The following is a 23,816-nucleotide window of genomic DNA, read 5'->3' on the forward strand; positions in this document are numbered from 1 at the left end:
GCTGTTCACCTCAGGCCGCAGAATCTGGCGATGGCTTCATAGGTTTGCGGCGTGCTGGCCAACAGCGCGAATAGCACGAACCACAGGCCCAGCAAGTAATGCCAATAGATGGCACAGAGCTCTACGCTGGCGCCAAGTTGCACCAGCGGCACATGACGCAGGAATTTAGCGACGATCCAGCACCAGGCGATCAGCCCGCCCAGTAGGTGGAGCCCATGCAGACCGGTCAACAGGTAGAAGAAACTGTTGGCCGGATTGCTCGCGACAAAGTAGCCCCAGGCGACAAACTGCTGCCAGACCCAGAGTTGCCCCGCCAGAAAGGCAATGGCAAAGACACCCCCCAATGCAAAACCAATGACAGTTGCGCCCAGCCGAGCCTGTCGGGCGGCCATGCGCGAGCACTGCAGTGCGATGCAACTCAATACCAGAAAAGCCGAATTCAGCCAGAGCGGTCGGAGATTGCCTAGCGGCGCCAAAGGCTCTGTCAGGGGTAGCCAGTCGGCCATTTGTGAACGGGCGACAAAGGCGATCAGGAAGAGGAAGAATAACGAACTCACCACCACCAGAAACAAGCGCAGACCTACCCTTGCGGTTTGCCTTCTATCGGCACCCTCGCCGGCCTGAATTCCCTCAGGGTCGCGACTCCAGCTGCCGCCGGGATCAGCGCCGTCGGCGTTTCTCAATAGCAGTCTGTTCATGTCTTGACGTCCGCTATTTTAGTTCCGGCACTGAGTTGCCGCATGTGCTCCAGCTCCTCGGCGGAAACCGTTTGCGGCACGAAATCCTGCTCTATCCCCGGCACACTGTAGTCATAGGCCCAGCGATGCACGACCGGCAGCTTCTCTCCCCAGTTACCGTGTTTCGGCGGGGTGTTCGGCGTCTGCCATTCCAGGCTGGCCGCGCCCCAGGGATTACTGCCTGCCGGCTTGCCCTTGAATGCACTCCAGGCCAGGTTGAACACGAACAGCAATTGGGACACGCCGACGATCAATGCGACCACCGTAATGAAGGCATTCAACTCTTGCGCAGACTGTGGGATGAACGCGTAGTTTTCATAGGCGTAGTAGCGTCGTGGCATGCCCTGGAAACCCAGGTAGTGCATGGGGAAGAAGATGGCGTAGGTGCCCAGAAAGGTAATCCAGAAATGCAGCTTGCCCAGGGTGTCGTTCCACATGCGCCCGGTGATTTTCGGGAACCAGTGATAAATGCCGCCGAACACCACCAGGACCGGGGCGACCCCCATGACCATATGAAAATGGGCCACGACGAAATAGGTGTCCGAGAGCGGAATATCCACGATCACATTGCCGAGAAACAACCCGGTCAGGCCGCCGACCAGGAAGGTGACGATAAAGGCCAGGGCAAACAGCATCGGCACGGTCAGATGGATGTCGCCCTGCCACAGGGTCAGCACCCAGTTGTAGACTTTCAGCGCGGTCGGCACCGCGATGATCAAGGTGGTGACGGCGAAGAAAAAGCCAAAGTACGGGTTCATTCCGCTGACATACATATGGTGCGCCCAGACCACAAAACTGAGTACGCCAATCGCGATAATGGCCCACACCATCATTCGGTAGCCGAAGATATTTTTACGCGCATGGGTACTGATCAAGTCGGACACCAGACCAAACGCAGGGAGAGCAACGATATAGACCTCCGGGTGGCCGAAGAACCAGAACAGGTGCTGGAACAATATCGGGCTGCCACCCTGGTGATCGAGCTGCTGCCCCAGCGAGATCATCGCCGGCATGAAGAAGCTGGTGCCCAACAGTTTGTCGAACAGCATCATGACCGCACTGACAAACAACGCCGGGAACGCCAGCAAGGCCATGATCGAGGCCATGAAGATGCCCCATACCGAGAGTGGCATGCGAAACAAGGTCATGCCGTGCGTGCGCGCCTGCAACACCGTAGTGACGTAGTTCAACCCGCCCATGGTGGCCGCGACAATGAAAATCGCCAGTGAGACGAGCATCAGGACGATGCCCCACTCGACCCCCGGTGTCCCCTGAGCTATGGACTGTGGCGGATAGAGCGTCCAGCCGGAACCTGTGGGGCCGCCAGGGACAAAAAAACTGCTGAGCAACACCAGTACCGCCACCAGGTAAAACCAGTAGCTGAGCATGTTGACGTAGGGGAAGACCATGTCGCGGGCGCCCACCATCAGCGGGATCAGATAGTTGCCGAAGCCGCCTAGAAACAAGGCCGTCAGCAAGTAAATGACCATGATCATGCCGTGCATGGTCATCGCCTGATAATAAGTACTGGCGTCCATGAACGCCAAACTACCGGGGAAGCCTATCTGCATGCGCATCAAGTCGGACAACACCAGAGCGATGAGCCCCACGAAGATGGCCGTCAACGAATACTGAATGGCTATGACCTTGTGGTCCTGACTCCAGATGTATTTGGTCAGGAAACTTTTGGGCTCGTGCAGTGCTTCTGTTTCGGCTTGCTCCGCATAGGCCATCACGTCATCCTCCTGTCGAAGTTTCGGTGCATTCCTGGCTGCTTTACGGCTACTTCCCTGGCTCCGCCTTGCTCGCATCAGCGTCGGCATTCGCTTTGGATTTGATGAAAGCGATCAGTGCATTCAGCTCCTCGTCACTCGGAGCCAATGCCGGCATGACGGCCGCATAGCCCTTGACGATTTTGGCATTGGGATGAAGAACCGAATCTTTGAGATAGCCCTCATCGACCTTTACGCTCGTATCGTCGGCAAAGGTTTCCGTCTTGCCATACAGGCCCTGCCAGCTGGGGCCGACGCCCTTGTTGCCATCGACACTGTGGCAGGCCAGACAGCCGAGCGACCCGGCCAGTCGCTGTCCCTGCGCCACCAGGTCTTCACCCGGGCTCGACGCTTCGCCAGTCGAAGGTTCATCGTCTTGCCGCGCAGCACCCAGTGATTTGATCAGGGCGATGACAGCACCCAGTTCATCGCCATTGAGAGTATAGGCCACCATGACCGGCGGGTAGCCCTGTACCAATCGGGCCTTCGGATCGAGAATCGACTCTTTCAGATAGGCCTCATCGACCAGCACACTGGTGCCATCGGCAAGCTGTTCAGTGCGGCCGTACAAATCCTTCCATCCCGGGCCGAGACTGGCACCGCCATCCTGGCTATGGCAGGCCTTGCAGCCGAGTTGTTCGACCAACTGGCGGCCTTTTTCCAGCACGCTGTCTCGACTGGGCGTGGCAGCTGTGGTCAATGTCTGCGCAAAAGTCGGCTGGCCTTTGAGCCATTGATCGAAGACGCCCTGCTCTTCCACGATCATATGGCCGCGCATGTTGTAATGACCTACGCCACAATATTCAGCGCAAAGGACTTCGTATTTTCCGGTTTTAGTCGGCGTAAACCAAAAGTACGACACCATCCCTGGCACCATATCCATCTTGCTGCGAATTTGCGGTACATAGAAATCGTGCAGTACATCTTTAGCGCGCAACAAGACTTTCACCGGCCGATCGAGCGGAAGGCGAACTTCATTATTCATTACAAGCACATCGTCCTGCCCTGCAGGATCCTTGGGATCAACACCGAGGGGATTGGCGGAATTGACAAACTTGATATCCGACTTGCCCAACTTCCCGTCCTGGCCGGGAAATCGAAAGGCCCATTGCCATTGCTGGGCGACTACTTCAAGTTCGTAAGCATTCTTCGGCACCCGGATGAAATCGTTGTAAACAACCAGTCCTGGCGCCAACATCCCGGCAATACCTAGCGAGGTAACGACAATCAACCATAATTCCAGTTTTTTGTTTTCTGGCTGGTAGGCCGCCCTGGAACCTTCCTTGTGACGATAGCGCATCACCGCTACCGCCATGAATACCGTGATGGCAATGAAAAATATTCCGCTGATGATCAGGGTGATGAACAGGGTGGTGTCTATGGATCCCCAGTTGGATGCTGCCGGTGTCGCCTGCCAAGGCGCCAATATGTGGAATAGCACTGATGCAATAACGATTAGTATCAAGATAATTGCTATTGCCATTTCCTCTTCATCCTATTCCTGTTGTTCATCGGTTATGCAAAAGCATCGCCACTGACGTCCAAGCAGGGCAGACAACTACCACCCATCCGGGCGGCAAAGTCAGTAAGAAGTATAGAGCCATCGGCTTGTACCGCGAGGTCGGCAAGCGAGGCCCGGCGACCGGCTATACTGAATTTCTGATGACGGACGGCAGAGTTCGGCCAGAAGCGGCCCCAAAAGACGAACCCTGCCCTGGTGTAGTCATCAAACATAAGTGACGGCATTGAGCAGAGACGATAGCTACAGAGTCCAACAATCCACATGGGAGGTTTCGTCATGAGTGCCCTGACGATCGAAGGCTGGTGCAAAACCAGCGGCGCCCAAAAGTCCATCCCGATGGGGGAAGTCCATTTCTACGTCGACGGACCTCTGCATGTCCGTCTGGAGGAGGCCGAAGAGCGCTTGCAGAAGACCCACGAGCCTGAAGCCATGGTCGATGTCGATATGGACTCGATGGACTTGATCATGCCCGAGGGATACGCCCCCTTGTCCGACTGTCAAATGCGTGTCTATTTGCACGACGAACGCGGTCAGTTTCATCTGGTCGGGCACCGTGCGAGCGATGGCAGCTTGATCTATACCAATGCGGTATTGATTGATCAGTTGCTTGAGTAACGACTACGCGATTCCCGGGTTCGGTCTTTCTCCGTGGGTACCCCCACATGTGGAGAATCTGACTTTTTCAGGGGGGGGAAATGACAGTACCTTGACCTGGTTTGTAAACCCGACCAGGTGCTTTTTTATGGCCGACCAGCTTGTACCCCCCCCGTTTTTTCCATGGAATCCACAAAAAAAGACGAAAAAATCGGCGGGGCTCTCAGCTGCCTCCGAACTCGCCGCAAAGCCAGTAATGGTGCTGGCTGGCGCTATCCTGGCAGGCAATGAGCGACTAGCCATTTCACTGCCGTTGGTCAGGATAATTGATCAAAAAATGAACGGAGCCGGGTTTTTTCGTTCAGAATACGCAACAGATGACACGGGCTCTGCCCCCTCACCTGACCCCAGAAGCGGAAGTTAAACCTCCTATGCACCCAGTGCGATTGAGGTTTTTTGTTACCTGAAAATGGACATGATCGAATGACTAAAAGTTCATTCGCGAAACCCGCTATTGTCTTGCCAGCGTAACGCCGCAAGATTAATTAATAGAAACTTCTGGATCTTGATTGCAATCAGCAACGGCAAATATCAACTAAGCCGTACATGAGAGCCATGTTGATTCACTATTATAACCAAGAGGTAACCATGGAACTTAGTATGCTTTCTTCGTCCACCGTGGAATATTTGCGTTTGGGCGTTGTATATTTCCATCTTATCGCTTGCTGTGTGGCAATCGGGCTGGTTTTGACCAGTGACATTGCAATGGTCAAGCAACTCCTGAAAGGCGATGCGTCAGGTCACCACGATGACGCGCACATGGAAAGCCTTCAAAAAACCGTATCGCTTGCACTTGTAGCGCTCTGGATTACGGGCATTGGTATTATCGGGATCGATTATGCCGGCAAGGGGATGGAGTACTTCCTCAATCCAAAACTGCAAGCCAAGATCGGCATCGTTGTACTGTTGACCTTTAACGGCTTCCTGTTGCATAGCGCTGTATTGCCGGCGCTGAAAAAAGCCGGTTCGTTACTGAAACTCTCCTTCAACCTGCGCATGCTGGCGCTGTTCTCCGGCGCCCTCTCTGGCGTGTCGTGGTTCTATGCCGCCATGCTCGGTGTTGGTCGTCCGCTGGCCTGGAAGTACTCGCTGGTGGAGTTGCTGGCAGCCTATCCGGTTCTCATCGTTGGTGGATTCGCGATGATGGTACTGCTCACTGCCTGGGCAAAAAACAAAGACTCCGAAGGGCGCATGGAGCAAGGCACCTGGTCACCAGGAAACGCCGCTCTGGCTGGATGGTGACGCCAGGTTGAACAAGGAAGTTCAGCTTTAGTAAATAAATTCCGCTTTTAGCTGTTAACAAAATCTCACTTGAGGATACCCAAATGAAATCCATGAAAGTTCTCTTCGTAGTCGCCACCCTGACCGCTTCTTCTCTGGCCATGGCCACCGGTGGCGGTGACCGGACCTTCGCTCGCATGGAGTCGGCCCGGACAGTCTCGATGAAAACCTTCCAGGTTGCACAGAAACAGAAGACTGAAGGCGCTGTAGCTGAAAGCAAAGCCAAGGCGACCGATCGCGCCAAAAGCTGATCTGAGTAGCGCGTCCCCAGGCCGACAATAATGTGCGGTCTCAAGCCTCAAATGCAGCACTCAAGGTGCTGCATTTGTCGTTTTAACCGAAATCCCGTTTACACAAAATCCAGTGTTCCGGGATAACCAGGCTCCCTTGGACCCACGCTTATGCCAGCCTCGCACATCCGCCCGTCACCCGCGCCACTGCTCAAACCTGGAGAGACGGTGGTCTTGTTCGACGGTGTCTGCAAGCTGTGCAATGGCTGGGTGAGGTTGTTGATTCGCCATGATCGCCAGCGGCGCCTGCGGTTGGCGGCGGTTCAGTCACCCGAGGGGCAGGCTCTGCTCGCGTGGGCGGGTTTGCCCATGGATCAATTCGACACCATGGCGGTGATCCGCGACCGACACTACTGGGCACGTTCGGATGCATTTTTCGAAATCATCGCCCAGTTTCCCGCACTCTGGCGCCCCGTGAATCTATTGCGCATCTTCCCTCGCAAACTTCGAGATTGGACATACGACCGCATTGCGCTTAATCGTTATCGGCTCTTCGGGAAATACGACACATGCCTGTTGCCGGAACCTGATCATGAACAGCGCTTTTTGAAAGCGCCCCAAACAAACGCCCGACAATGCCGGACGCCTGTTCTTCAGGACTGTACTCAGAAGCGATAGTTGCTGCTCAGCTCCAGCGTCCGTGGGGCACCGGGCGTGATCAGATCCACCGAACCATGCGCCGAAGCGTAATAGTCCTTGTCGAACACATTGCGCAGACGCAGGGCCATGTCCCATTTCGGCTGGTTGTACAGCAGCGCGGTGTCCACTGTTGTGTAAGCCGGCATGACCACATTGTTATCCAGCGCGGTATAGCGGTCATCGACATAGTTGGCTCCCAAGCCCACACGCCAGGTTTGCGTCAGCGAACGCACCAACCACAGGTTGGCGCTGTGGCGCGGCGTCAAGGTGGGTACCTGGCCTTCGTTGGCGACACCGTTGGTAAAGCTGTTGGACTTGGTGATCTCGGCATCCAGATAGGCGTAACCGGCATAGACCTGCCATTTGTCACTCAACTGCCCGCTGGCGGTCAGCTCAAGGCCATCGGTGCGCTGCTCACCCGCAAGCACCAGTTTGGTCGGGTTCGCCGGATCGCTGGTTTTCATATTGGTGCGTTCCAGGCGGAACAGCGCCGCCGTCAACGCCAGGCGATTGTCGAGCAGGTCCCACTTGCCGCCGATCTCGAAGTTGGTGGTCTCCTCTGGTTCCAGATCCTGGTTCGTCGTACTCAGGGCGAACATCTCGGCGGAGGGTTGGTAGGAACGGCTCACCGAGACGTAATAGGACTGCACTTGATCGGGCTGGTAGACCAGACCGACTCGCGGGCTCCAGGTCGTATCGGTGCGCGACAGCTCGCTGTGCGTCAGGTCATCGGCGTATTCCTGGTTGAACACGTCGTAACGCACACCCAGCAGAGCCTTCCACTGTGGCGCCAGTTCGATCAGGTCCTGTATATAGAAGCCGGCAGTGTCCTGGGTATTGGTACCCTTGGCGGTTTGCCGATTGGCCTGGAACGGCACGTCGACCAAGGCATCGCGGTACACCGGCACCCTGGCCACATTGGATTGGCTGAATACGGACTGGTCCTTCACCTGGCGCCCCAGCTCCACTCCATAGAGCAGGTTATGGTTCATCCCGGCGAGCACGGCGCGCTGCTTGAGTTCGGTCTGGTTGAACCACCCGTCCTCCTTGCGCTGCACGTTGCCGCGGTTGAGTTTTACCAGCAGTTCACCATTGGGAGCAGTGACGAAACGTGTCGGGCTGGAGTCCGCGAGTGTGTTGTTGCGATCCAGGTCGTAGTGGTAGTAACGACTGGTATTGCTCAGGCTGAAATCGTCGTTGATCCGGTAGTCGACACCCGCCGTGAACGAGAACACTTCGCTGCGGGTGTAGTCATCATCCGGGTCGGCGGCACCGAAGCGCTTGTCGCGGTCCACATCGACCGGTCGGTCGCCTCGTGCCGGGATACCGAAGTCGATCAGGCGCTTGTCATACAGATAGGTCGCGCCCAGGTCCAGTTCCAGATCATCCGAGAGCTTGAAGTAGGCCGAAGGCGCGATGGCCTTGCGGTCGATGTAGCCGTCATCCCGGAAGGTGTCGCTGTTCTCCAGCGCACCGGTCACACGAAAGGCTTTATCGCCTTGCTGCTGATCGGCCCAACCGGCATCGAACTGAGTGCGTTTTTTGCCCTCGCTGTCGACACTGACGCCGACCTCCTGCCTGGGTGCGAAGTTGGGTGTCTTGCTGATGCTGTTGATCAGCCCCCCCGAAGAGCCTCGGCCATAGAGCACCGCAGCCGGCCCCTTGATCACTTCCACCCGCTCGACGTTGGACAGATCCCGGAAGTACAGCGCATCGTCGCGAATGCCGTCGATGTACATGTCGCCAATGGCACTGAAACCACGGATGGTGACCTGGTCGCGCTGGCCGTCACCATTGGACAGGCCGATACCGGGGACATTCTTCAGCACGTCTTCCATCGACTGAGCCCCCTGATCCTTGATGACGCTCTGGGGAACCACGTTGACGGTTTGTGGGATATCCCGTAGCGGGGCATCGATCTTCAGCGCGCTCCTGCTCTCGGTCGACATGTAGCTCTGCTCGCTGTAATCACTGTTCACAGCGGTTGCCGGCAGGGTTAGAGCTGGCTGCGTTTCTGCCTGTAAATCAGGTACAACCAGAACGCCCAGCAACGACAGAGAGGCTGGGTAAATGCGCGATCGAGCCACCATGGACACCTTTGTATGAATGATCGCGCGAATAATAACGATTATCTTTTGTAAGTAAATACATATCATTCCGATACAAATCATTGACGCGACTCAGAACGATCGTCTCAATTTGATTGATGGGCGACAGAAGCGCTCCGTCCGGACGTCAAGCCTAGGGCCGTTACAGTTCAATATCTGACGCTCAGGGTAGGCGGCTACAGCTCAATCCCCTCTCATGCCGATTGTCTGCGCCAGGTGCCGGGGGATGTGCCGAATTGGCGTTTGAATGCGCGACTGAACGCGGCTTCGGAGTCGTAGCCAACGGCAAAGCCGATTTGCGCCACATTGCCGCGACCTTCGCGCAGGTGTTGAGCCGCCACGTGCATGCGCCACAGTGTCAGGTATTGCATCGGTGGCTGTCCGACCAATGCCGTGAAGCGCTCGGCGAACACCGAGCGCGACATGCCCACCTCAAGCGCCAGTGCTTCTGCCGTCCAGCCCTCGGTTGGACGAGCATGCAGTAGTGCCAGTGCGCGCCCGATATGCGGATCGCGCAAACCCGCCAGCCACCCGCGCCGCTCAGCGGGAAGGCTGGCGACATACTGGCCGACGGCTTCGACGAATAGCAGTTCGGATAGCTTGGCGATGACCGTTGTCGAGCCGACTCGGCCCGCCGCGATCTCACTGACAGCAAAACGGAAGGAGCTTTCGATCCAGGTGCCCGAAGCCGTCGCGCGCAGGTCCAGTTTCAATAAGGAAGGCAGCGACGAAAGCAACGGACTGAAGGGGGTTTCCGAACCGAGGAACCCGCACAACAACTGCGTGGCCTCACCGCCCCCGCCGTACTTGATCCGTGAAATGCCACCGATTTCTGGCGGCTCAATGACTTCTCTGGCCGGCATAGGCGCAAGGCTCAGATCGCTGCCAAAGGAATGAGCGTCGTTGCGAGGAAGCAGAACGAGCTCGCCTGCCCCTACCTCGATGGCGGCACCACCGTCGATTTGAATTTGCATGCGCCCAGAGGCGACAAAATGCGACGCAATGATGTGTCGAGGTGCTGCCAGGAACGGTTTGCAATCATCCGCCGAGATTCTGCCGTTGATGCACCAGGGCGCAGTGAGTTCCGCCTCGAGGAAGACGCCTCCAGACAGCCGAATCACACGCAAGACATCAGAAAGCGCATCCAACACTTGACCGCCCTCCTTTCCGGAGTCCGGAGCAGGTATTCAGGCGCACCGGTCATTCACCGCCTGAACTGCGACGCCTAGATTAGCACCAACGCGGACTCAGCGATCGAGATTGTCCCCAGAGGCTCATTGGCTCCGACGTCAACCGAAATTGCCCCATTCCAACTCAACCAGGGCAGCAGGAGATCCATATGAACAGCGTCGTTACCCTACCCGGCTCAGCGTCAGGCAACACCGCCCGTTATGCGCAAATGGTCAGGTCTTCGAAAAAAACCGAATGGCAGATCGATCGCGATCTGCTCCAGGACCGCAGTTTCGACTTCTCGCGCAAATTCCTGCCCGACGGACTCTCGCAGGTCGACCGCCTGACCTTTCTCGATGCGGCCGAGGCACGCCTGCTCAGTCAGATCCAGGGCCGGACCTATGCGTACATCTTTGGTCTGGTCGAGCGTTTCATCAGTGCCAAGATGCTCGATCAGGGTCGGGCCCATGTATTTGACAATCAACTGGCGCTTGAAGCGCTGGTGCGTTTTTCCAACGACGAGATCAAGCACCAGGAGTTGTTCCGGCGCATGGAGACGATGATGGGTGCGCATTTGCCAGCGGGATATCGTCAGGTTGCCGATCCAAACGAGGTGGCGCGCGCGGTACTCGCGGCCAGCACCTGGTCGGTGCTGGCGCTGACCTGTCATATCGAGCTGTTTGTTCAGGCGCACTACGTGCAAAGCATCGCCCCGCGCGAGGAGCTGTGCCCGTTGTTCAAGGATGTTTTCAAATTTCACTGGAAGGATGAAAGCCGCCACGTGGTACTCGATGAACTGGAGTGGCGGGACGAGCACGCGAAACTCTCGCCCGCCGAGCGCGACCAGGCAGTGAACGATCTGATTGCGCTGGTGGCGGCCGTCGACGCAATCCTGCAGGCACAATCGGCAGCCGATGCCGACTACTTCATCAGTAATGCTTCACGATCGTTCAGTGGCGATGAGACGGCGCAAATCAAAGCCTGCGTGCTGAGCGCCTACCGCTGGCAATACATTATCTCGGGCGTACGGCATCCACACTACGGCCGTTTGCTGACGCAGATGACAACGCCAGCGCAGATGTCGCGGATTCAAACCGCACTGGCCCCCATCATGAGCAATTGACCGACAGTGCGCGACCGACTGCTCGTCGGCCGCGCGGCTGTGGGATGACGTGCTGATAATGAACTATCGAGGATGGCGGCCATGACGATACCGATGTGGATGCTGCTTGGGTTTGCGACCTGGACCTTGCTGCTGTTGATGGCAACCGTCGGGGTTTATCGCTGGGTAGGAATCCTGTTCTCGAGAGTTCCGATAGCCTCTTTCCGAAGCGATCGGCTCGAAGGCGAGGATTGGTATCGGCGCGGGACAAGGGCTCACGCCAACTGTGTGGAAAACCTGCCTGTCTTTGCCGTCATCGTATTCGTGATTACAGCCCTTGATGTCAATGGCGCAGCAGTGAATTACTTGTCCACACTCGTCCTGATCGCTCGCGTGTGCCAGTCACTGGTTCACGTATCCCATGAGCAAACCAATGCATTCGTGGCGGTTCGGTTTACTTTCTTCAGCGTTCAGTTGATGTGTTTTCTCGCGCTCATTGTCATAGCCGCTTTTCACGGCATTTGAATAGGTGCCCGTTAGTCCTCAAAACGCCCCGTGCTGTCTCGATCGCGCTCGTAGCGTCGGGTGAGTGGAAACACCGGCAACCAGGCCTCGCGGCGCACGACCCAGCTCTCGTAGGTTGGCGTCAGCTGGTCAGGGGCATCCAGGGATCCGAGGTTCACTTCGATTTCGTCCGCGCTGCGTGAGAACACCGACGAACCACACTGCGGGCAGAAATGCCGCCCGGCGTAGTCACGTGTTTCACCTTCGATCGTCACTGCATCCTGATGAAATATCGCGGACGTGTGGAACAGCGCCCCATGATGCTTGCGGCAGTCGAGACAGTGACAAACGCCAACCCGGAACGGGCGCCCCGACGCAACAAGGCGCACCTTGCCGCACAAACAACCGCCGGTGAATCGGTCCATGCGGTGTCTCCTCCAGGCCGTCCGAAACGGCGTATCAGCGTGGAAACAGGAGCGTCACGGCGGCGCGAAAGCCCCAACCTTGCGGGCCGTCCTCCGGGCTGTCGAGCCAGTAGCGCGGGCCGGCCTGCACCGTCAGCGGTTGACCGCCGATTCTCAGCAGTTGGGTGACCGTCAGGTTGACCGGTACCGACCATTCGCGCGATTGCCAATTGTAGGTCGACTCGGTGTTCACCCCGTAGGTCGTGAACGTATGGGTGGTGTACGAGAGGAAGGGTTGCAGGAAGGTCTGGTTGACCTTTTCCTTGTCGTCCGGCGGGCTGTCGTCCAGGCCCCAGATATGGTTGGCCAGAATGCCTCGGGTCCAGCCGTTGGACTGCTTCAACGCCACCGCCGTCGGGCCGAGGCCCCATTGCTCGCTGCCGAGCAACTCGTCACTGCCGGTCGGTATCAGCAACGCCGGGCCGCCACCGAGTATCCAGCCACTTTCCGTGGGCTTGGTCGGCGAGAAGAAAAAACTCTGGGTGATATCGCCGGTGCCGGATTTGTCCGCCGCGCCATTGGGGGCCAGACCATGCTGATCGATGACCGGCAGAATGGTCCGGGAAATGAGGTTCCAGTCTTCGTTCAAGGCAAACGGCAGCACAGGCTGGATATTGGTCACGCTGTGCATGCCCTCACCGGTCGGCCCCATCTTCTGGTCCCAGTTGTACTGCACCGGCAGGCTGTACATCGCCGCGACCGGGTTGAGGGCTTTCTTCGCCAACTCTGCCGAATCTTCGGCCTGAGCCAGCGGGATGCAGCCCAACGCAACGACGAGTGTCGACGCGGTACCCATCCATCCTTCTTTCAAATCCATCTCACTCACCTGTAGACGCCAAAACCGGCGTTGCAAAGGGTTAGCGTAGGCAACTGTGATCGATGTGCAATTTTTCCTGGCCGCGTGTTTAACAGTTTTTGAGAGTTATTGATTCGGATTATCCCGCTGCTACGGGCAGCATTCGGCCCGCATTGACCGGCGTGCAAGCACCTGCTTTGCGTAACCGACCGGCGAGTACCAGTGCCCGAATACGAGGCGCCCAGACCAATGCCTGGAGCCAGGTCGGAACCCGAATGACAACTTTCATCACTTGAGAACCAAACACATGGGCATGTCGAATAAATGGATTGCGGGTATTGCTTTGAGCTGTGTATTTCAGGTCGGCTGTGTCTCGAAAGTGGCGCAGCAAGAGCAATACTCGGGCTTCCTGGGCAATTACCAGGGCCTGGAGGAGCAAACTACGCCGAGTGAGCAGAAAGTATTGCGCTGGGTATCGCCAGGGTTCGATCCTCGCGCGTACTCCACTGTGGTGTTCAGGCAGATGGAACTGTATCCATCGCCGCAGCCGACCGCGCGCGTCAGCCTGAAAACCCTGCAAGACTTGCAATTGATGGCCAGCGACAGCGTCAAGCTCGCCTTTGCCCGCCGCTATACGATCGTCCCTTATCCACAATTGGCGCCGACCGATTCGCGATCGCTGATCCTGCAAGCGGCGATCACTCACGTCAGCGCCAACAACGAAGGCATGCACTGGTATGAGGCCGTTCCAATCGGGGCCATTGTCGGGGCGACACAAGCAGCCACCGGGCATCGGGATCAGACCGCCGAGATGTACATCGAAGCCAACCTGATCGACGCCAAGACCGGTATGCCGGTCGCGAAAATCGTGCGCAAGGTATTCGGTGAGACCGTCAAGAATGCCGAGCAGCCGATTGTTGCCAATGACTTCAAGGTTGCACTCAAAGGCATGACAGACGATATGCAGGCCCTCCTCCTCAAGCGTTGACACTCAGGTAAACCCCATCGCAAGCAGACCGGCATGGGGTTTCAAGGTGACGTCACGCTGCGTTTTCCCTCTGACAAACCGTTAGCCGTGCCGACGCCTGACGTGAGGCTCAATGATGAAAATACTGGCTGAAACCTTAGCGGTCCTTATGGTGTTCTTGAGCACCTGTGCCTTGGCGATTCTTGTGATGCTCTTGAGCACCAGCGCCGAGGCGGCGACGGTGGTACCCCTCAAAGGCCAGACTTCCCAGACCATCCAGCAGGACACCAGTACCTGCCAGTCCCAGGCTAACGCGCAACATCCGGTACAAAGCACCGTGCCTTCCGGCGGTCGGGCCAAGGGTGCCGCAACCGCCGCGGTAGCCGGGGCGACCGCGGCAGAAGTTCGGGGGCGCCAACATGAAAACGTCTATGACCAGATCGACGACGATACCAAGCAAGACTATCGCCAGAACCGGGCACGCAGTGCCGCAGCTGCCGGCGCTGTCGTGGGGGGCTCCAGGCAACGTCAGGAGCGCAGGCAGAACCTGAGTGCGAGCGAACAAAGCATCACCGCCAACAACTCCGTCTACAGCAGTTGTCTGCAACAACGCGGCTACGATGTTTTACCTTGATCGACGACGATGGCCTGAAGTGTTTATCGACCTTTTGAGCACGACTCAACGAACCTGACCGAATCCAACTTAAGGGCTCCACCGATGCGAATTGTATGTGTCCCTGTCGTGATGCTCGCGTCCTGGCTTCTGGCCGGCTGTGTCTCCTCCGCGAACGACCCGACTTTAACTTTGCAAACGGACAAATCGCCCGAGCAATATGTCGACTGCCTCGTACCGAAGTTAAAGGACGAAGAGATGAGCCCTGTCGTGTCAGGGAGCGAACGCAGCTACCGGGTTGTCGTTTCGAGCAAAGTTGCCGTAGACACTGTGTTGGAAACCCGTAGGGCACAGGATGGAGGCAATGTGTACCTTTACGAGCGCCAATTGCTGGCCTCAACCTTCAAGCCATCGAGCTTCGAGCGTGCCGCACAGGAATGCTTGTAGCGCCAGACAGCGACTTGCCTGCCCTTCTCCCTCCAGACTTCGCCTGCCCCCCTCCAAAACAAAAAAAGCCCCGGGCCCTTCATGAAAGGACCCGGGGCAAAGCCGTAGAACGAGAGGTGAGGATCGTTTACGCCGCGACAAACAAACCATGTACGCGATGTGCGTCAACGCTCCTCGAGATCCATTTAAAGCGGTAACGACCCTGATTCAAAGCTAATAAGAATCAAAAATAATCTTTCACAAACATGGCGCACAAAAAACACAATCATTGATTTGTATCCTGATAGTTCAGGTTGCAATTGAAACCTGTCGCAACAGCGAAGTTAGTTCATCCAGGCGTGGCTCCGCGCAAACCCACCTGCCCGAGCTTGCAGTTTTCGGATAGCGCAGATAATTCATTCCAAGCATTATTCACGGTGTCCAAATCAAAAACCGTGGGTCATCCAGCAATGCTTTTCCCTTGTTTGATTCAACTGACACCTCTGACAGGCCGGGCTGTTTGCCGCACGGCACGCCTCTGAAACGAGCCAGTCCGGCATTGTAAATGCGACATACAGTGCACCTTCCGCCTGGCCCTCATCTTCGTTCACTTCCCAGACCAGAATGTACCGAGCCAAATCCGGCCCCTATACTCAGGCCAGCACCGCCTGAACGGAAGATTTCTATGAGCTACACCTTCAAGTTGAAAAATGGCGCCGTGGCGGTATTCGACCCGGACAGCGCCATGCTTTCCATTACGACACCCCATGGAGATGTACAAAATTCCACGCTAGGTAGAGCTGAGTCGCGTCTGTTGGACCTGCTGCTCATGGAGCCAGGTGTCACTAAAAGCCGCGATGAAATCATCGACTACACCTGGAATGACCGCGTGGTTGCCTCTGGCAGTTTGAACCAAACGGTTTTCTCACTACGCAATATTCTCAATGACAGTCGAGATCACGAGATCCTGATGACTGTTCCTCGACGTGGATATTGCTTCAACCGGCAATGTGTCGTCGATGCAGAAGCAGATGTACCGGAACCCCGAGGGGAAACAGCGCAGCCACCCGCGCCCATCACTGAGCAACTACCGCCACCGGGTGGTGATGAACTGCTGGCACCTTCAGGTAAAACCATTAAATCCACCCGCATTACAAAGGCCCAGCTGATCGCTTATGTCGTTACGCTGGCAGTCGTTGCCTTTACTATTTTTCAGATCGACTTCGACGCGCCAAAAATTGAAATTTCCAGTATCGACAAGAATGGACTGGTCATACACGCCGTGGGCAGCGATCTTGCCGAGGCTCAAGCGCTGATGGATCTGTCGGTCAAACAAACTGAACAGCTACCGGCAAACCTGAAGGGTCAGGTCTGGATCAACCTGTATAAAGCCAATTATTCCGTTTCGTGCATTCGCCCGGATCTAAGCACTGCAAATCTGCAATTGAACAGCAGCGAAAGAGACCTCGCCTTGATGATCCGTCAATGTTTGGAAGTCACCCTATGAAGTTTGAAATTCCGCAAGCCATTCACTGGCCAATCATAGCCTTGGTCAATGCACTGTGCATTTTCTCTCTTGCTTACTCTCCTTCGCACTACATGGAAAACATCAGTTATCAAACAAAAGCCCGACAATGGCTGGAAGATCTTGATCAACTGAACACCGAAGAGTACCTCACTATCGGGCATGGCCGACTCACTGGAACCACGCTGGAAAGCCTGAATGGAAAAATCCGCAATGCGACCATTTCAGCGAATATAATCGGTGAAAGCAAAACCCACGTCGAAATCAAAGTCAGCAACATCAAACTCAGCCAGGACAATGAACTTTTTGCCATTGAAAAGACCCCTGACCTGTTCTTCAGACGTCAATATGTCTTGCAAGAAGGCGCCATCCTAAACTACGAATTGATTCCGACGCCGGATAAAAACGCCGTGTGCTTTTACGTACATGAACTTGGCCGCTTGCGCTGCATGAACCATTAATCGGCCTCCCGAACTGACTCAACTCCCGCTTGGCACAGGTTCATCTCAAAGAGTTTTTCAAACAAAAATAACACTTATTGATTTGAATCAAACGCCTCTCCTGCGAAAAATCCCTCGCCGATAATCTTTGGAATCGAGCCTGCTTGATTCTCGTCCGGGACAATGCCCTATACAGGAGAATCAAGTGAAAGCCATGCATATCCTGCGAATCCATAAATCGACGACTTTCGGATTCCTGGCGGTTTTATTTTTCTCCGCCATGCCACTTTATTCGCTAGCGCACGACGAGCACTCCGTCGAAAGCACGACCATTGAATATTATGAAATTGAAACAAGCCCGGATGACCGCCAGAAACTATCGCATCTGAAAATCCATAGCGAGAATGAGTATCATGCGGACGAACAGGACAGTGATTTTACTCTCCCTACCCCTTCACAAAGTGATACCGGCAGGCGTTACGCCAACTCGCGCATATTTTTTTGAGTTACGTGGTGTTTGCCGGGGCAAGCAGTGATCGGCCCCTTCTGACGACCTCGTAAATATGAGTTATTGACTTTGGCAGACACCATCGAAGTGAGATTATTTTCAGCCCAAGTCGTGGCAGAGATGCAGCTGACATTCTGCTCTGCCTGAATCAACTGTTAATAAGGAATCGTCTCGATGCTACTGAAAAACTTCGTCACCGTGTCGTTTGGTTTATTGCTTTCTCTCAAGGCCATGGCCGACGACAAGGGTGTCTACAGTGCCAAATTGACGAGTGTCGAAATCAACAAGAAGGTCCCAAGCGCAGTGAAAACCAGCTATCAGGTAAAAACCGGTTATTGTATTGACGACTTTTACTCCTTTACAGCTGCAGCCATTGACCCGATGAAACCCCAATCGCAGATCTTCAGTTCGAAAATTGACCCGCGCAACGTTCAACACATGGACGATTCACCGTTGGACAACAAGTACGCATTTTCGGCGGAACTGGAACTGATCCGGGGACTCTGACAACCCGTTCAAAGCCTATGGCAATGGGGTCGACCTCACCGACCGACAGGACGCCGAATCGCGTACCTTCTCCATGACTGCCCGTCAGGCTTGACCCTAATCATTTAACAGATGAGCCTTCAATTTCATGAGTATCGCACCGCCCGACGAGATCTTTCATTTGTCTTCTGCCTTGCCGAGCCAACTGAATAGAACAATAGGCAAATGGGAAATGAGCCTTATTCCGGCCGAGCAAGAGGCGCGCATTCGGCAACATAAGCTCTTTTACAGTCCCGAACTCCAGTGCAGCCGTCTTGAGTTCGACTCATCCGTCACCCTGGTCAGTTCTGTCCCTGCCGGGTTCGTGACATTCGCCATCTCGCAGCCCCCGGTTGGACGCCCCGTCGTAAACAATCACAAACTAAGGCCTGACGAAGTCATCGTACTGCACAGCGATGAAACGGTGCATTACACCTGCGAACCGAATGAAACACTTTTCACCATCACCACCACACTGGAAAACTATGACCGGTGCCGCCAACATCACTCTGTCATAGATATACTTGCAAACAGAACACAACACAGCTTCCAGGCTGAAAACTTTCAATTCATACAATCTGCCATTCAAGCCATCAGCGCCTGCTGTGTCGACATCAACGACGCTGCTTCAGTACAACGCAGCGAAGCAGAGGGTTCAGCAATTGAAAGTGTGGTTCTTGCTTCTCTGTTGCAGTCATTGACGCCCGCTGGCGGCTTCAGCCGCAAAGTCCCGACAAGACGAAAGGTGGCGATAGAAGCCATACAATACATTCATGAAAACACTAAAAAAACGCTCTCTATAAAAACGCTCGTAAGGCAACTTGAAACCACCACTCGCACCCTGCATTTTGGCTTTATTGAAACGTTCGGGATGTCGCCAATCGCCTATATCAGAAACCTGAGACTCGCAAGTGCCCGTCGCGACCTGATCAATAAAACGTGGCCCACCGTGACAGAAACCGCGATGTTCTGGAACTTTCACCATCTGGGCCGGTTTTCCAAGGCGTATCAGATTGCTTACGGAGAGACACCGTCAGAAACGGCCAGGCGTAACTCAGCCAAGCCCAGGAACACGACCTCATCCGTTTACAATCAGGTCGTTGGAGATAAGAGTTATCGTTAACGGACGTTTATCAATGCCCTGCAAATGATGATTAATAATTTCCTTTGTTTGACCACAGTTACCCACCATTGCTTATTTGCCCACTCAAGGAGATAAGCATGCAACATCGAATAAACACACTGCCACTCAAGCAGAAAATCGCCCTGTGCATTGCTGTCTATGCAAGCGGCATCTTATTGGCCTGGGTCATTGACTGGTACTGAAGACGTTTAATCCGCGACTGCAAGGTGCACAGTGAAATATTGATACCTCGGGGTTTTTCGATGATTGCCGCATATAAAGCGTTACTTGGAAGGCAAGCAGTCACTGTATGCCTGATTGCTGCGACGGGCTGGGCCGCATGGTTCTGTGCTGGAGGACTGGCTGAGCAATTCATCGCACGGAAGTTGAATAACGTTTATGCCGATCTGCGGGCTGCTCAAGTGGAGCCTAATGCGCAGATCGACAAAGTACTGGAAACCCTCGGCGATCTTGATCGTTCGGGCCAGGAATGCTCGGTCGAGCAATACTCACAACTGGCTGACCTGGTTAAAAACCAGCGATTTGTTGATCAAGCGGCAATCCAGTTGCCCAACGGCAAGATCTGTTCCTCCTACGGACAAGAACTCCAGTCGATACCAACCGGTAACGAGAAGCGTAAGTTCTCCGTTGGAAAACGAAGCTATTGGGTCGATTCCGCTCACGCAGTTTCTGCGGACAGCGACTTTATCATTGTGTCGGAACAGTCAACCTACGTCTGGGCAAACAAGAAGATCCTGCTCGACAATTTGAAGTTTCCCGAGGACCTGCAACTGGACCTCATCGGCCCCGGCGGCGCAGTGCCCATTGCCTCCACGGGCCCTCAGCCGCTGATGATGCAGAAGCCGTTCCACCTTGAAGAACTGGTTACCTCGGCAGACAAGGTCCTGATTGCCTTTGCGGGCAACCGAAATGAACTGATCGCCGTCATCTCTCTTCCGTTGAGTTACCTGACAAGTCTCAAATTCAAATTATTCATTGGCCTTGTGTGCGTGTTCGCAGCGCTGCTCTTGCTCGCAAGGTGTGCCCAACGGTATTACACCTCTATCGCCGTACGGCTTCGTAATGCCATGAAAGCCAACACACTGGGTGTTCACTACCAGCCTATCGTTAACTTGACGACGGGCTATCTGGTTGGCGCCGAATCACTTTCTCACTGGAGCGACAACGGCACCCATGTGCCTGCGGATGTTTTCATTCCAGTGGCGCAGAAGTCTGGATTGATCCGCGAACTTACACGCTCGGTTATTCGGCAAGTGGCGCAGGATTACAGCACCTACCTTTGGGCGTGCAAGGACTTCTACATTACGGTCAATCTTTGCGCCCAGGATATTCAGGACCCAACCCTTCCAGACTATGTGGCCGACCTGCTGGCAACCTACAACATGCCCGCGTCCGCCATGACTTTTGAAATCACTGAAAAGACCTTGCTCGATCAGAAGCCTGCCGCCCTGCAATTGCGACGACTTCGTGCGTGTGGTCATCGCATTGCCGTGGACGACTTCGGTATCGGCTATTCCAACCTCTCGCTCCTGGATTCGGTGCCTTTCGACATTCTGAAAATAGATCGCTCATTCATCGCAGACGACAAGATCGCTGCCGAGGATGCCTTGTGGCGACACATTGCCCGGTTGGCCAAGTCGCTAAGACTCAAGGTCGTGGCCGAAGGTGTCGAGACTCAGGAGCAACTGCCGCATCTGGTTTCGGAGGGGGTTGTATTGGCGCAAGGCTGGTTGTTCTGCAAAGCGCTGCCTGTTCAAGCGCTGGCAAGACGCTACTTTCAATGCCCGGCAAACATCCCGCCGTACGACCCAAAAATATCAATCAATGACTTCTATTAACCCCTCATGGCCCCTCAAATGCTCGCCGAACCCTAACACCTGACAAACCTGTACAAGGACTCCACCACACATGCGACTTCGAAACCTTGGCTTCGCTTCACTGCTATCGTTGCTGTCTTTTCAAGCGCTCGCTGATGACAAAGGCTTATATCTTGGCGCTGGCGTAAGCAGCATACAGACCGACGAATCCAGACTGGACGACGACGACACCAGCTACAAAGTTTATGCCGGGTATCGCGTCAACAGCTACCTGGCCTTCGAGGGGGCCTACGTCGATCTCGGTCAATTCAAGGACAAGGATGTCGATTTCGAAGGCAAATCGGCTCAGGCTGCCGCCCATGTCGGCTTTCCGCTGGGCGATCGGATGCGGGTATTCGGCAGTGTCGGTGCTCACGCCTGGGACGCCGACGGCAATGCCACCGACGACGATACCGGGGTTGACCTGACCTACGGTGTCGGTCTGGAGGTCGATGTCTTTCGCAACATCGGCCTGCGCGCTGAATACGAAGTTCTGGAAGTCGGAGAGATCAACCTGAACCAGACGACCGCATCCGCCTACATGCTTTTCTGACACTGCTACAACTGAGCGGCCTTGCGGTCGCTCAGCACTCGATCATGGTGCGAACTCCCTTTCAGGCGTAATCAGGATTCCTTCGGTTCCTGCGCGGGGGCCGGGTACCACTTGTCCCTGGGCACCCATTTCTCCTGTTGCGGATCGCCCAGGTAGTGCGGCGACATGATCTGCACGCCGTACTCGTTGAACACATCCTGGATGTTGGCGTGCAGCATGCTCAGCAGCACCGCGCGCGGCCGAGGCTGACTGGGAATGGCCTGGGCCACCAGCCGGTATTCCGGGTAGAAGTCCGACAATGCGGTCTGGAACACTTGGGCCGGCGGCACCTCGAGTACCCCCGGCGTGCGTTTTGCGGCCTCCAGCAACATCGCCTCCACCTGCCGCCACGGCGTGTCGTAGCCGATGGTCACGACGGTGTCGACCACATAGCCGGGGCCTTGTACCACCCGCGAGTAATTCTTGGTGACGGTGCCGGTGATCATCGAGTTGGGCAGGGTCAGCACCTCGCCCAGGCCGGTGCGAATGCTGGTGGTAAACATGCCCAGTTCGGTCACCGTGCCTTCGTAGTCGCCAATGCGCACAAATTCGCCGGGGCGCAGGGTTCGGGTGTAGGTCAGGATCAACCCCGCCGCCGCCTGGCCCACCACGCTGGTGGCGCCCAGGGAAATCATCAGGCCGATCAATACCGACAAGCCTTTGAATGCATCGGTGCCAGCACCCGGCAGGTACGGATAGGCCATGGCCAGGGCAAACAGCCAGATCGCCAGGGACGTCAGGCGTTGGGTCGGTTGCAGGGTTTCATGGTTCAGCCAGCTCAGGGTTCCCGGTACAGCCATGCGCCGCAGTATCCGCCGCATGAATGCGGTTGCACCGCGGGCGATAAAGAAGATCGCCAGCGCCACGCCCAGCCCGGGTATGGCACCGACGATCCCTTGCAGCAGATAGTCGCCGAGCTCCAGCAGATAGTTGTTGAGGCTTTCGCCCCAGGGACGGGTATAGGGAAAGCGCGACAGGACAAAGCCCAGCCATTCGTAGGTCAGCAGCAACACGACGATCCAGCGCACCAGCTCCAGCAGGCGGCTGGCTAGCGGATACAGGTAATTGGCGTCGACCAGCGGAACCTTTCCGACTTTCAGGGCCTGGGTGTGCCGATGCATCAGTTCGGGCAATTTCTTCAGCACTCTGCGCCGCAGGTACGACATGCCGAATAGCAGCCCGATGTAAACGCCGGTGGCGATCAACGCGGCAACTACAGAGCGCAGGATCAATTGCAGGCTGCGGGCTTCCCGGGTTTCGGCCACGACCTGGCGCAGCTTGCCAGCCGCGGCTTCGGCGGCCTGCTGTACCGAGTCGTATTCGGTCTCGTCGAAGTCCTTGGGCGAAACGATAAAGGCGCGCCGGCTACCCAGCAGCACCATGTAGCTTTTCATGATCGGGTCGATGGTGACATTAAGGTCGTCCGTATCATCCAGCGCCTCAGCGATCACCGCTTTCGCCCGTTTGACCCGCGAGGCCGGGGCTTCACCGAGGATGGTCGCGCGAAACACCATGATGCTGCGGTTGGCCACTTTCAATTCAACGGGAGCATCAACCACTTTCAGTGCATCCTCGGCCCACAGCTGCACCGACCAAAACATCCCGAAAACAGTAAACATTACAGCGAGCAGCCTGCTCCGCATGTGTCGGATCCTTACGTCACGAAATTCAGATCGAGGGTACGTATCGCAGCGTAGTTCACCGATGAACGGTTGTCAGATTTGAGCCACAGGCAGTTTCCTTACCCGTCTGTTTCCTTGAAACAGCGAGCTCAAGCCCCAGAAGTTGTGCTCTTGACCGGATTCTCGAAACATTGAAGTTCCCTGTGGGAGCGAGCCTGCTCGCTCCCACAGGTTGAGATCTGCTCAGGTGGATCAAGCTGACCCGGTACCCGGTTCAGCGTTGATTCAAGGGTTGACCTGGTAACCCTTGCCCTGCAAACAACTGCTGTAGGCCGACGCAGTGTTCGTTTGCGTGGTTTTCGCATCCGAACGGCGTTCCTGACGCTGGCGCGAACCACCGACAACCATACCGGCCGCGGCGGTTTCCTTGGCGCGGTCCTGGCGGACGTTCTGTTTCACGTCACTGTCGACACGATCATCAAACTCATCGTGCTGATTACTGCGCACACCAGACGCCACGGCGCCGGCAGCAGCCCCCGCGGCCGCCCCTTTGACCCGC

General features: G+C 55.8%; 25 protein-coding genes and 1 pseudogene. 17 read left to right on the forward strand and 9 right to left on the reverse strand.

Annotated features, from left to right (window positions below):
• Positions 1 to 5: 5 nt before the first annotated feature.
• From KGA85_RS15455 to KGA85_RS15465, 3 genes are read right to left on the reverse strand one after another with little or no spacing between them, the layout of a single operon-like run.
• Positions 6 to 698: a cytochrome c oxidase subunit 3 gene (locus KGA85_RS15455; RefSeq protein ID WP_223455839.1), complete on the reverse strand. Its 693-nt coding sequence runs from the start codon at positions 696 to 698 to the stop codon at positions 6 to 8.
• Positions 695 to 2,470 (reverse strand): cytochrome c oxidase subunit I, encoded by a 1,776-nt coding sequence (gene ctaD, locus KGA85_RS15460; protein WP_223455864.1) that lies wholly within the window; start codon positions 2,468 to 2,470, stop codon positions 695 to 697. Before ctaD ends, KGA85_RS15455 begins: the two co-directional genes overlap by 4 nt.
• 49 nt (positions 2,471 to 2,519) lie before the next feature.
• Positions 2,520 to 3,992 (reverse strand): cytochrome c oxidase subunit II, encoded by a 1,473-nt coding sequence (locus KGA85_RS15465; protein ID WP_223543204.1) that lies wholly within the window; start codon positions 3,990 to 3,992, stop codon positions 2,520 to 2,522.
• Between the two features lie 315 nt (positions 3,993 to 4,307).
• On the opposite strand from KGA85_RS15465, the gene KGA85_RS15470 reads away from it, so the two are divergent.
• From KGA85_RS15470 to KGA85_RS15490, 5 genes are all read left to right on the forward strand, one after another.
• Positions 4,308 to 4,646: a hypothetical protein gene (locus KGA85_RS15470; RefSeq protein ID WP_223543205.1), complete on the forward strand. Its 339-nt coding sequence runs from the start codon at positions 4,308 to 4,310 to the stop codon at positions 4,644 to 4,646.
• A gap of 127 nt (positions 4,647 to 4,773) precedes the next feature.
• On the forward strand, positions 4,774 to 5,049 hold the full coding sequence (locus tag KGA85_RS15475) for a hypothetical protein (protein WP_223543206.1): 276 nt from the start codon (positions 4,774 to 4,776) through the stop codon (positions 5,047 to 5,049).
• Positions 5,050 to 5,273: 224 nt separating this feature from the next.
• A complete protein-coding gene (locus KGA85_RS15480; RefSeq protein ID WP_223455842.1) occupies positions 5,274 to 5,927 on the forward strand; it encodes a hypothetical protein in 654 nt (217 codons plus the stop codon).
• A gap of 83 nt (positions 5,928 to 6,010) precedes the next feature.
• Positions 6,011 to 6,217, forward strand: a complete 207-nt coding sequence (locus tag KGA85_RS15485; protein WP_223543207.1) for a co-regulatory protein PtrA N-terminal domain-containing protein — start codon at positions 6,011 to 6,013, stop codon at positions 6,215 to 6,217.
• 150 nt (positions 6,218 to 6,367) lie between these two features.
• On the forward strand, positions 6,368 to 6,874 hold the full coding sequence (locus KGA85_RS15490; RefSeq protein ID WP_223455844.1) for a thiol-disulfide oxidoreductase DCC family protein: 507 nt from the start codon (positions 6,368 to 6,370) through the stop codon (positions 6,872 to 6,874).
• Here the strand turns inward: KGA85_RS15490 and KGA85_RS15495 are convergent.
• Positions 6,862 to 8,985 (reverse strand): TonB-dependent receptor, encoded by a 2,124-nt coding sequence (locus KGA85_RS15495; protein WP_223543208.1) that lies wholly within the window; start codon positions 8,983 to 8,985, stop codon positions 6,862 to 6,864. The genes KGA85_RS15490 and KGA85_RS15495 overlap by 13 nt on opposite strands.
• A gap of 212 nt (positions 8,986 to 9,197) precedes the next feature.
• Positions 9,198 to 10,154, reverse strand: a complete 957-nt coding sequence (locus KGA85_RS15500; RefSeq protein ID WP_223533198.1) for an AraC family transcriptional regulator — start codon at positions 10,152 to 10,154, stop codon at positions 9,198 to 9,200.
• A 188-nt stretch (positions 10,155 to 10,342) separates the two neighbouring features.
• Between KGA85_RS15500 and KGA85_RS15505 the strand changes: the two genes are divergently transcribed.
• Positions 10,343 to 11,296 (forward strand): diiron oxygenase, encoded by a 954-nt coding sequence (locus tag KGA85_RS15505; protein WP_223455847.1) that lies wholly within the window; start codon positions 10,343 to 10,345, stop codon positions 11,294 to 11,296.
• Between the two features lie 81 nt (positions 11,297 to 11,377).
• A complete protein-coding gene (locus KGA85_RS15510) occupies positions 11,378 to 11,800 on the forward strand; it encodes an MAPEG family protein (RefSeq protein ID WP_223455848.1) in 423 nt (140 codons plus the stop codon).
• Positions 11,801 to 11,811: 11 nt separating this feature from the next.
• Here KGA85_RS15510 and KGA85_RS15515 read toward each other — a convergent pair whose 3' ends face one another.
• Both KGA85_RS15515 and KGA85_RS15520 read right to left on the reverse strand, forming a co-directional pair.
• Positions 11,812 to 12,204, reverse strand: coding sequence for a GFA family protein (locus KGA85_RS15515; RefSeq protein WP_223455849.1), 393 nt, complete (start codon positions 12,202 to 12,204; stop codon positions 11,812 to 11,814).
• A 34-nt stretch (positions 12,205 to 12,238) separates the two neighbouring features.
• Positions 12,239 to 13,060, reverse strand: coding sequence for a transporter (locus KGA85_RS15520; RefSeq protein WP_223455850.1), 822 nt, complete (start codon positions 13,058 to 13,060; stop codon positions 12,239 to 12,241).
• 286 nt (positions 13,061 to 13,346) lie between these two features.
• On the opposite strand from KGA85_RS15520, the gene KGA85_RS15525 reads away from it, so the two are divergent.
• The 10 genes from KGA85_RS15525 to KGA85_RS15570 all read left to right on the forward strand — a co-directional run bounded on the left by KGA85_RS15525 (position 13,347) and on the right by KGA85_RS15570 (position 21,596).
• Positions 13,347 to 14,027: a DUF3313 domain-containing protein gene (locus tag KGA85_RS15525; protein ID WP_046037042.1), complete on the forward strand. Its 681-nt coding sequence runs from the start codon at positions 13,347 to 13,349 to the stop codon at positions 14,025 to 14,027.
• Between the two features lie 115 nt (positions 14,028 to 14,142).
• On the forward strand, positions 14,143 to 14,640 hold the full coding sequence (locus KGA85_RS15530) for a hypothetical protein (RefSeq protein ID WP_223455865.1): 498 nt from the start codon (positions 14,143 to 14,145) through the stop codon (positions 14,638 to 14,640).
• 84 nt (positions 14,641 to 14,724) lie between these two features.
• Positions 14,725 to 15,066, forward strand: coding sequence for a hypothetical protein (locus tag KGA85_RS15535; RefSeq protein ID WP_223455851.1), 342 nt, complete (start codon positions 14,725 to 14,727; stop codon positions 15,064 to 15,066).
• Positions 15,067 to 15,730: 664 nt separating this feature from the next.
• The gene (locus KGA85_RS15540; protein ID WP_223455852.1) at positions 15,731 to 16,552 is read left to right on the forward strand and encodes a transcriptional regulator; all 822 of its coding nucleotides are present in this window, start codon (positions 15,731 to 15,733) and stop codon (positions 16,550 to 16,552) included.
• Positions 16,549 to 17,031: a hypothetical protein gene (locus KGA85_RS15545; protein ID WP_223455853.1), complete on the forward strand. Its 483-nt coding sequence runs from the start codon at positions 16,549 to 16,551 to the stop codon at positions 17,029 to 17,031. The genes KGA85_RS15540 and KGA85_RS15545 overlap by 4 nt, the downstream gene beginning before the upstream one ends.
• A gap of 193 nt (positions 17,032 to 17,224) precedes the next feature.
• Positions 17,225 to 17,515: a hypothetical protein gene (locus KGA85_RS15550; protein ID WP_223455866.1), complete on the forward strand. Its 291-nt coding sequence runs from the start codon at positions 17,225 to 17,227 to the stop codon at positions 17,513 to 17,515.
• 177 nt (positions 17,516 to 17,692) lie between these two features.
• Positions 17,693 to 18,025 carry a hypothetical protein gene (locus KGA85_RS15555; protein WP_223455854.1) on the forward strand — a complete coding sequence of 111 codons (333 nt, stop codon included), beginning with the start codon at positions 17,693 to 17,695 and terminating at the stop codon, positions 18,023 to 18,025.
• Between the two features lie 127 nt (positions 18,026 to 18,152).
• The gene (locus tag KGA85_RS15560) at positions 18,153 to 19,166 is read left to right on the forward strand and encodes a helix-turn-helix domain-containing protein (RefSeq protein WP_223533202.1); all 1,014 of its coding nucleotides are present in this window, start codon (positions 18,153 to 18,155) and stop codon (positions 19,164 to 19,166) included.
• A 263-nt stretch (positions 19,167 to 19,429) separates the two neighbouring features.
• Positions 19,430 to 21,025 carry an EAL domain-containing protein gene (locus KGA85_RS15565; protein ID WP_223455856.1) on the forward strand — a complete coding sequence of 532 codons (1,596 nt, stop codon included), beginning with the start codon at positions 19,430 to 19,432 and terminating at the stop codon, positions 21,023 to 21,025.
• A gap of 70 nt (positions 21,026 to 21,095) precedes the next feature.
• Positions 21,096 to 21,596 carry an outer membrane beta-barrel protein gene (locus KGA85_RS15570; protein WP_223455857.1) on the forward strand — a complete coding sequence of 167 codons (501 nt, stop codon included), beginning with the start codon at positions 21,096 to 21,098 and terminating at the stop codon, positions 21,594 to 21,596.
• 71 nt (positions 21,597 to 21,667) lie between these two features.
• On the opposite strand, the gene KGA85_RS15575 is transcribed toward KGA85_RS15570, so the two are convergent.
• Positions 21,668 to 23,278 (reverse strand): mechanosensitive ion channel family protein, encoded by a 1,611-nt coding sequence (locus tag KGA85_RS15575; RefSeq protein ID WP_223533204.1) that lies wholly within the window; start codon positions 23,276 to 23,278, stop codon positions 21,668 to 21,670.
• 264 nt (positions 23,279 to 23,542) lie between these two features.
• Positions 23,543 to 23,816, reverse strand: a pseudogene (locus KGA85_RS15580) (YMGG-like glycine zipper-containing protein); the annotation flags it as partial.

This window comes from Pseudomonas sp. GL-B-12, assembly GCF_019955895.1.
Classification (GTDB): domain Bacteria; phylum Pseudomonadota; class Gammaproteobacteria; order Pseudomonadales; family Pseudomonadaceae; genus Aquipseudomonas.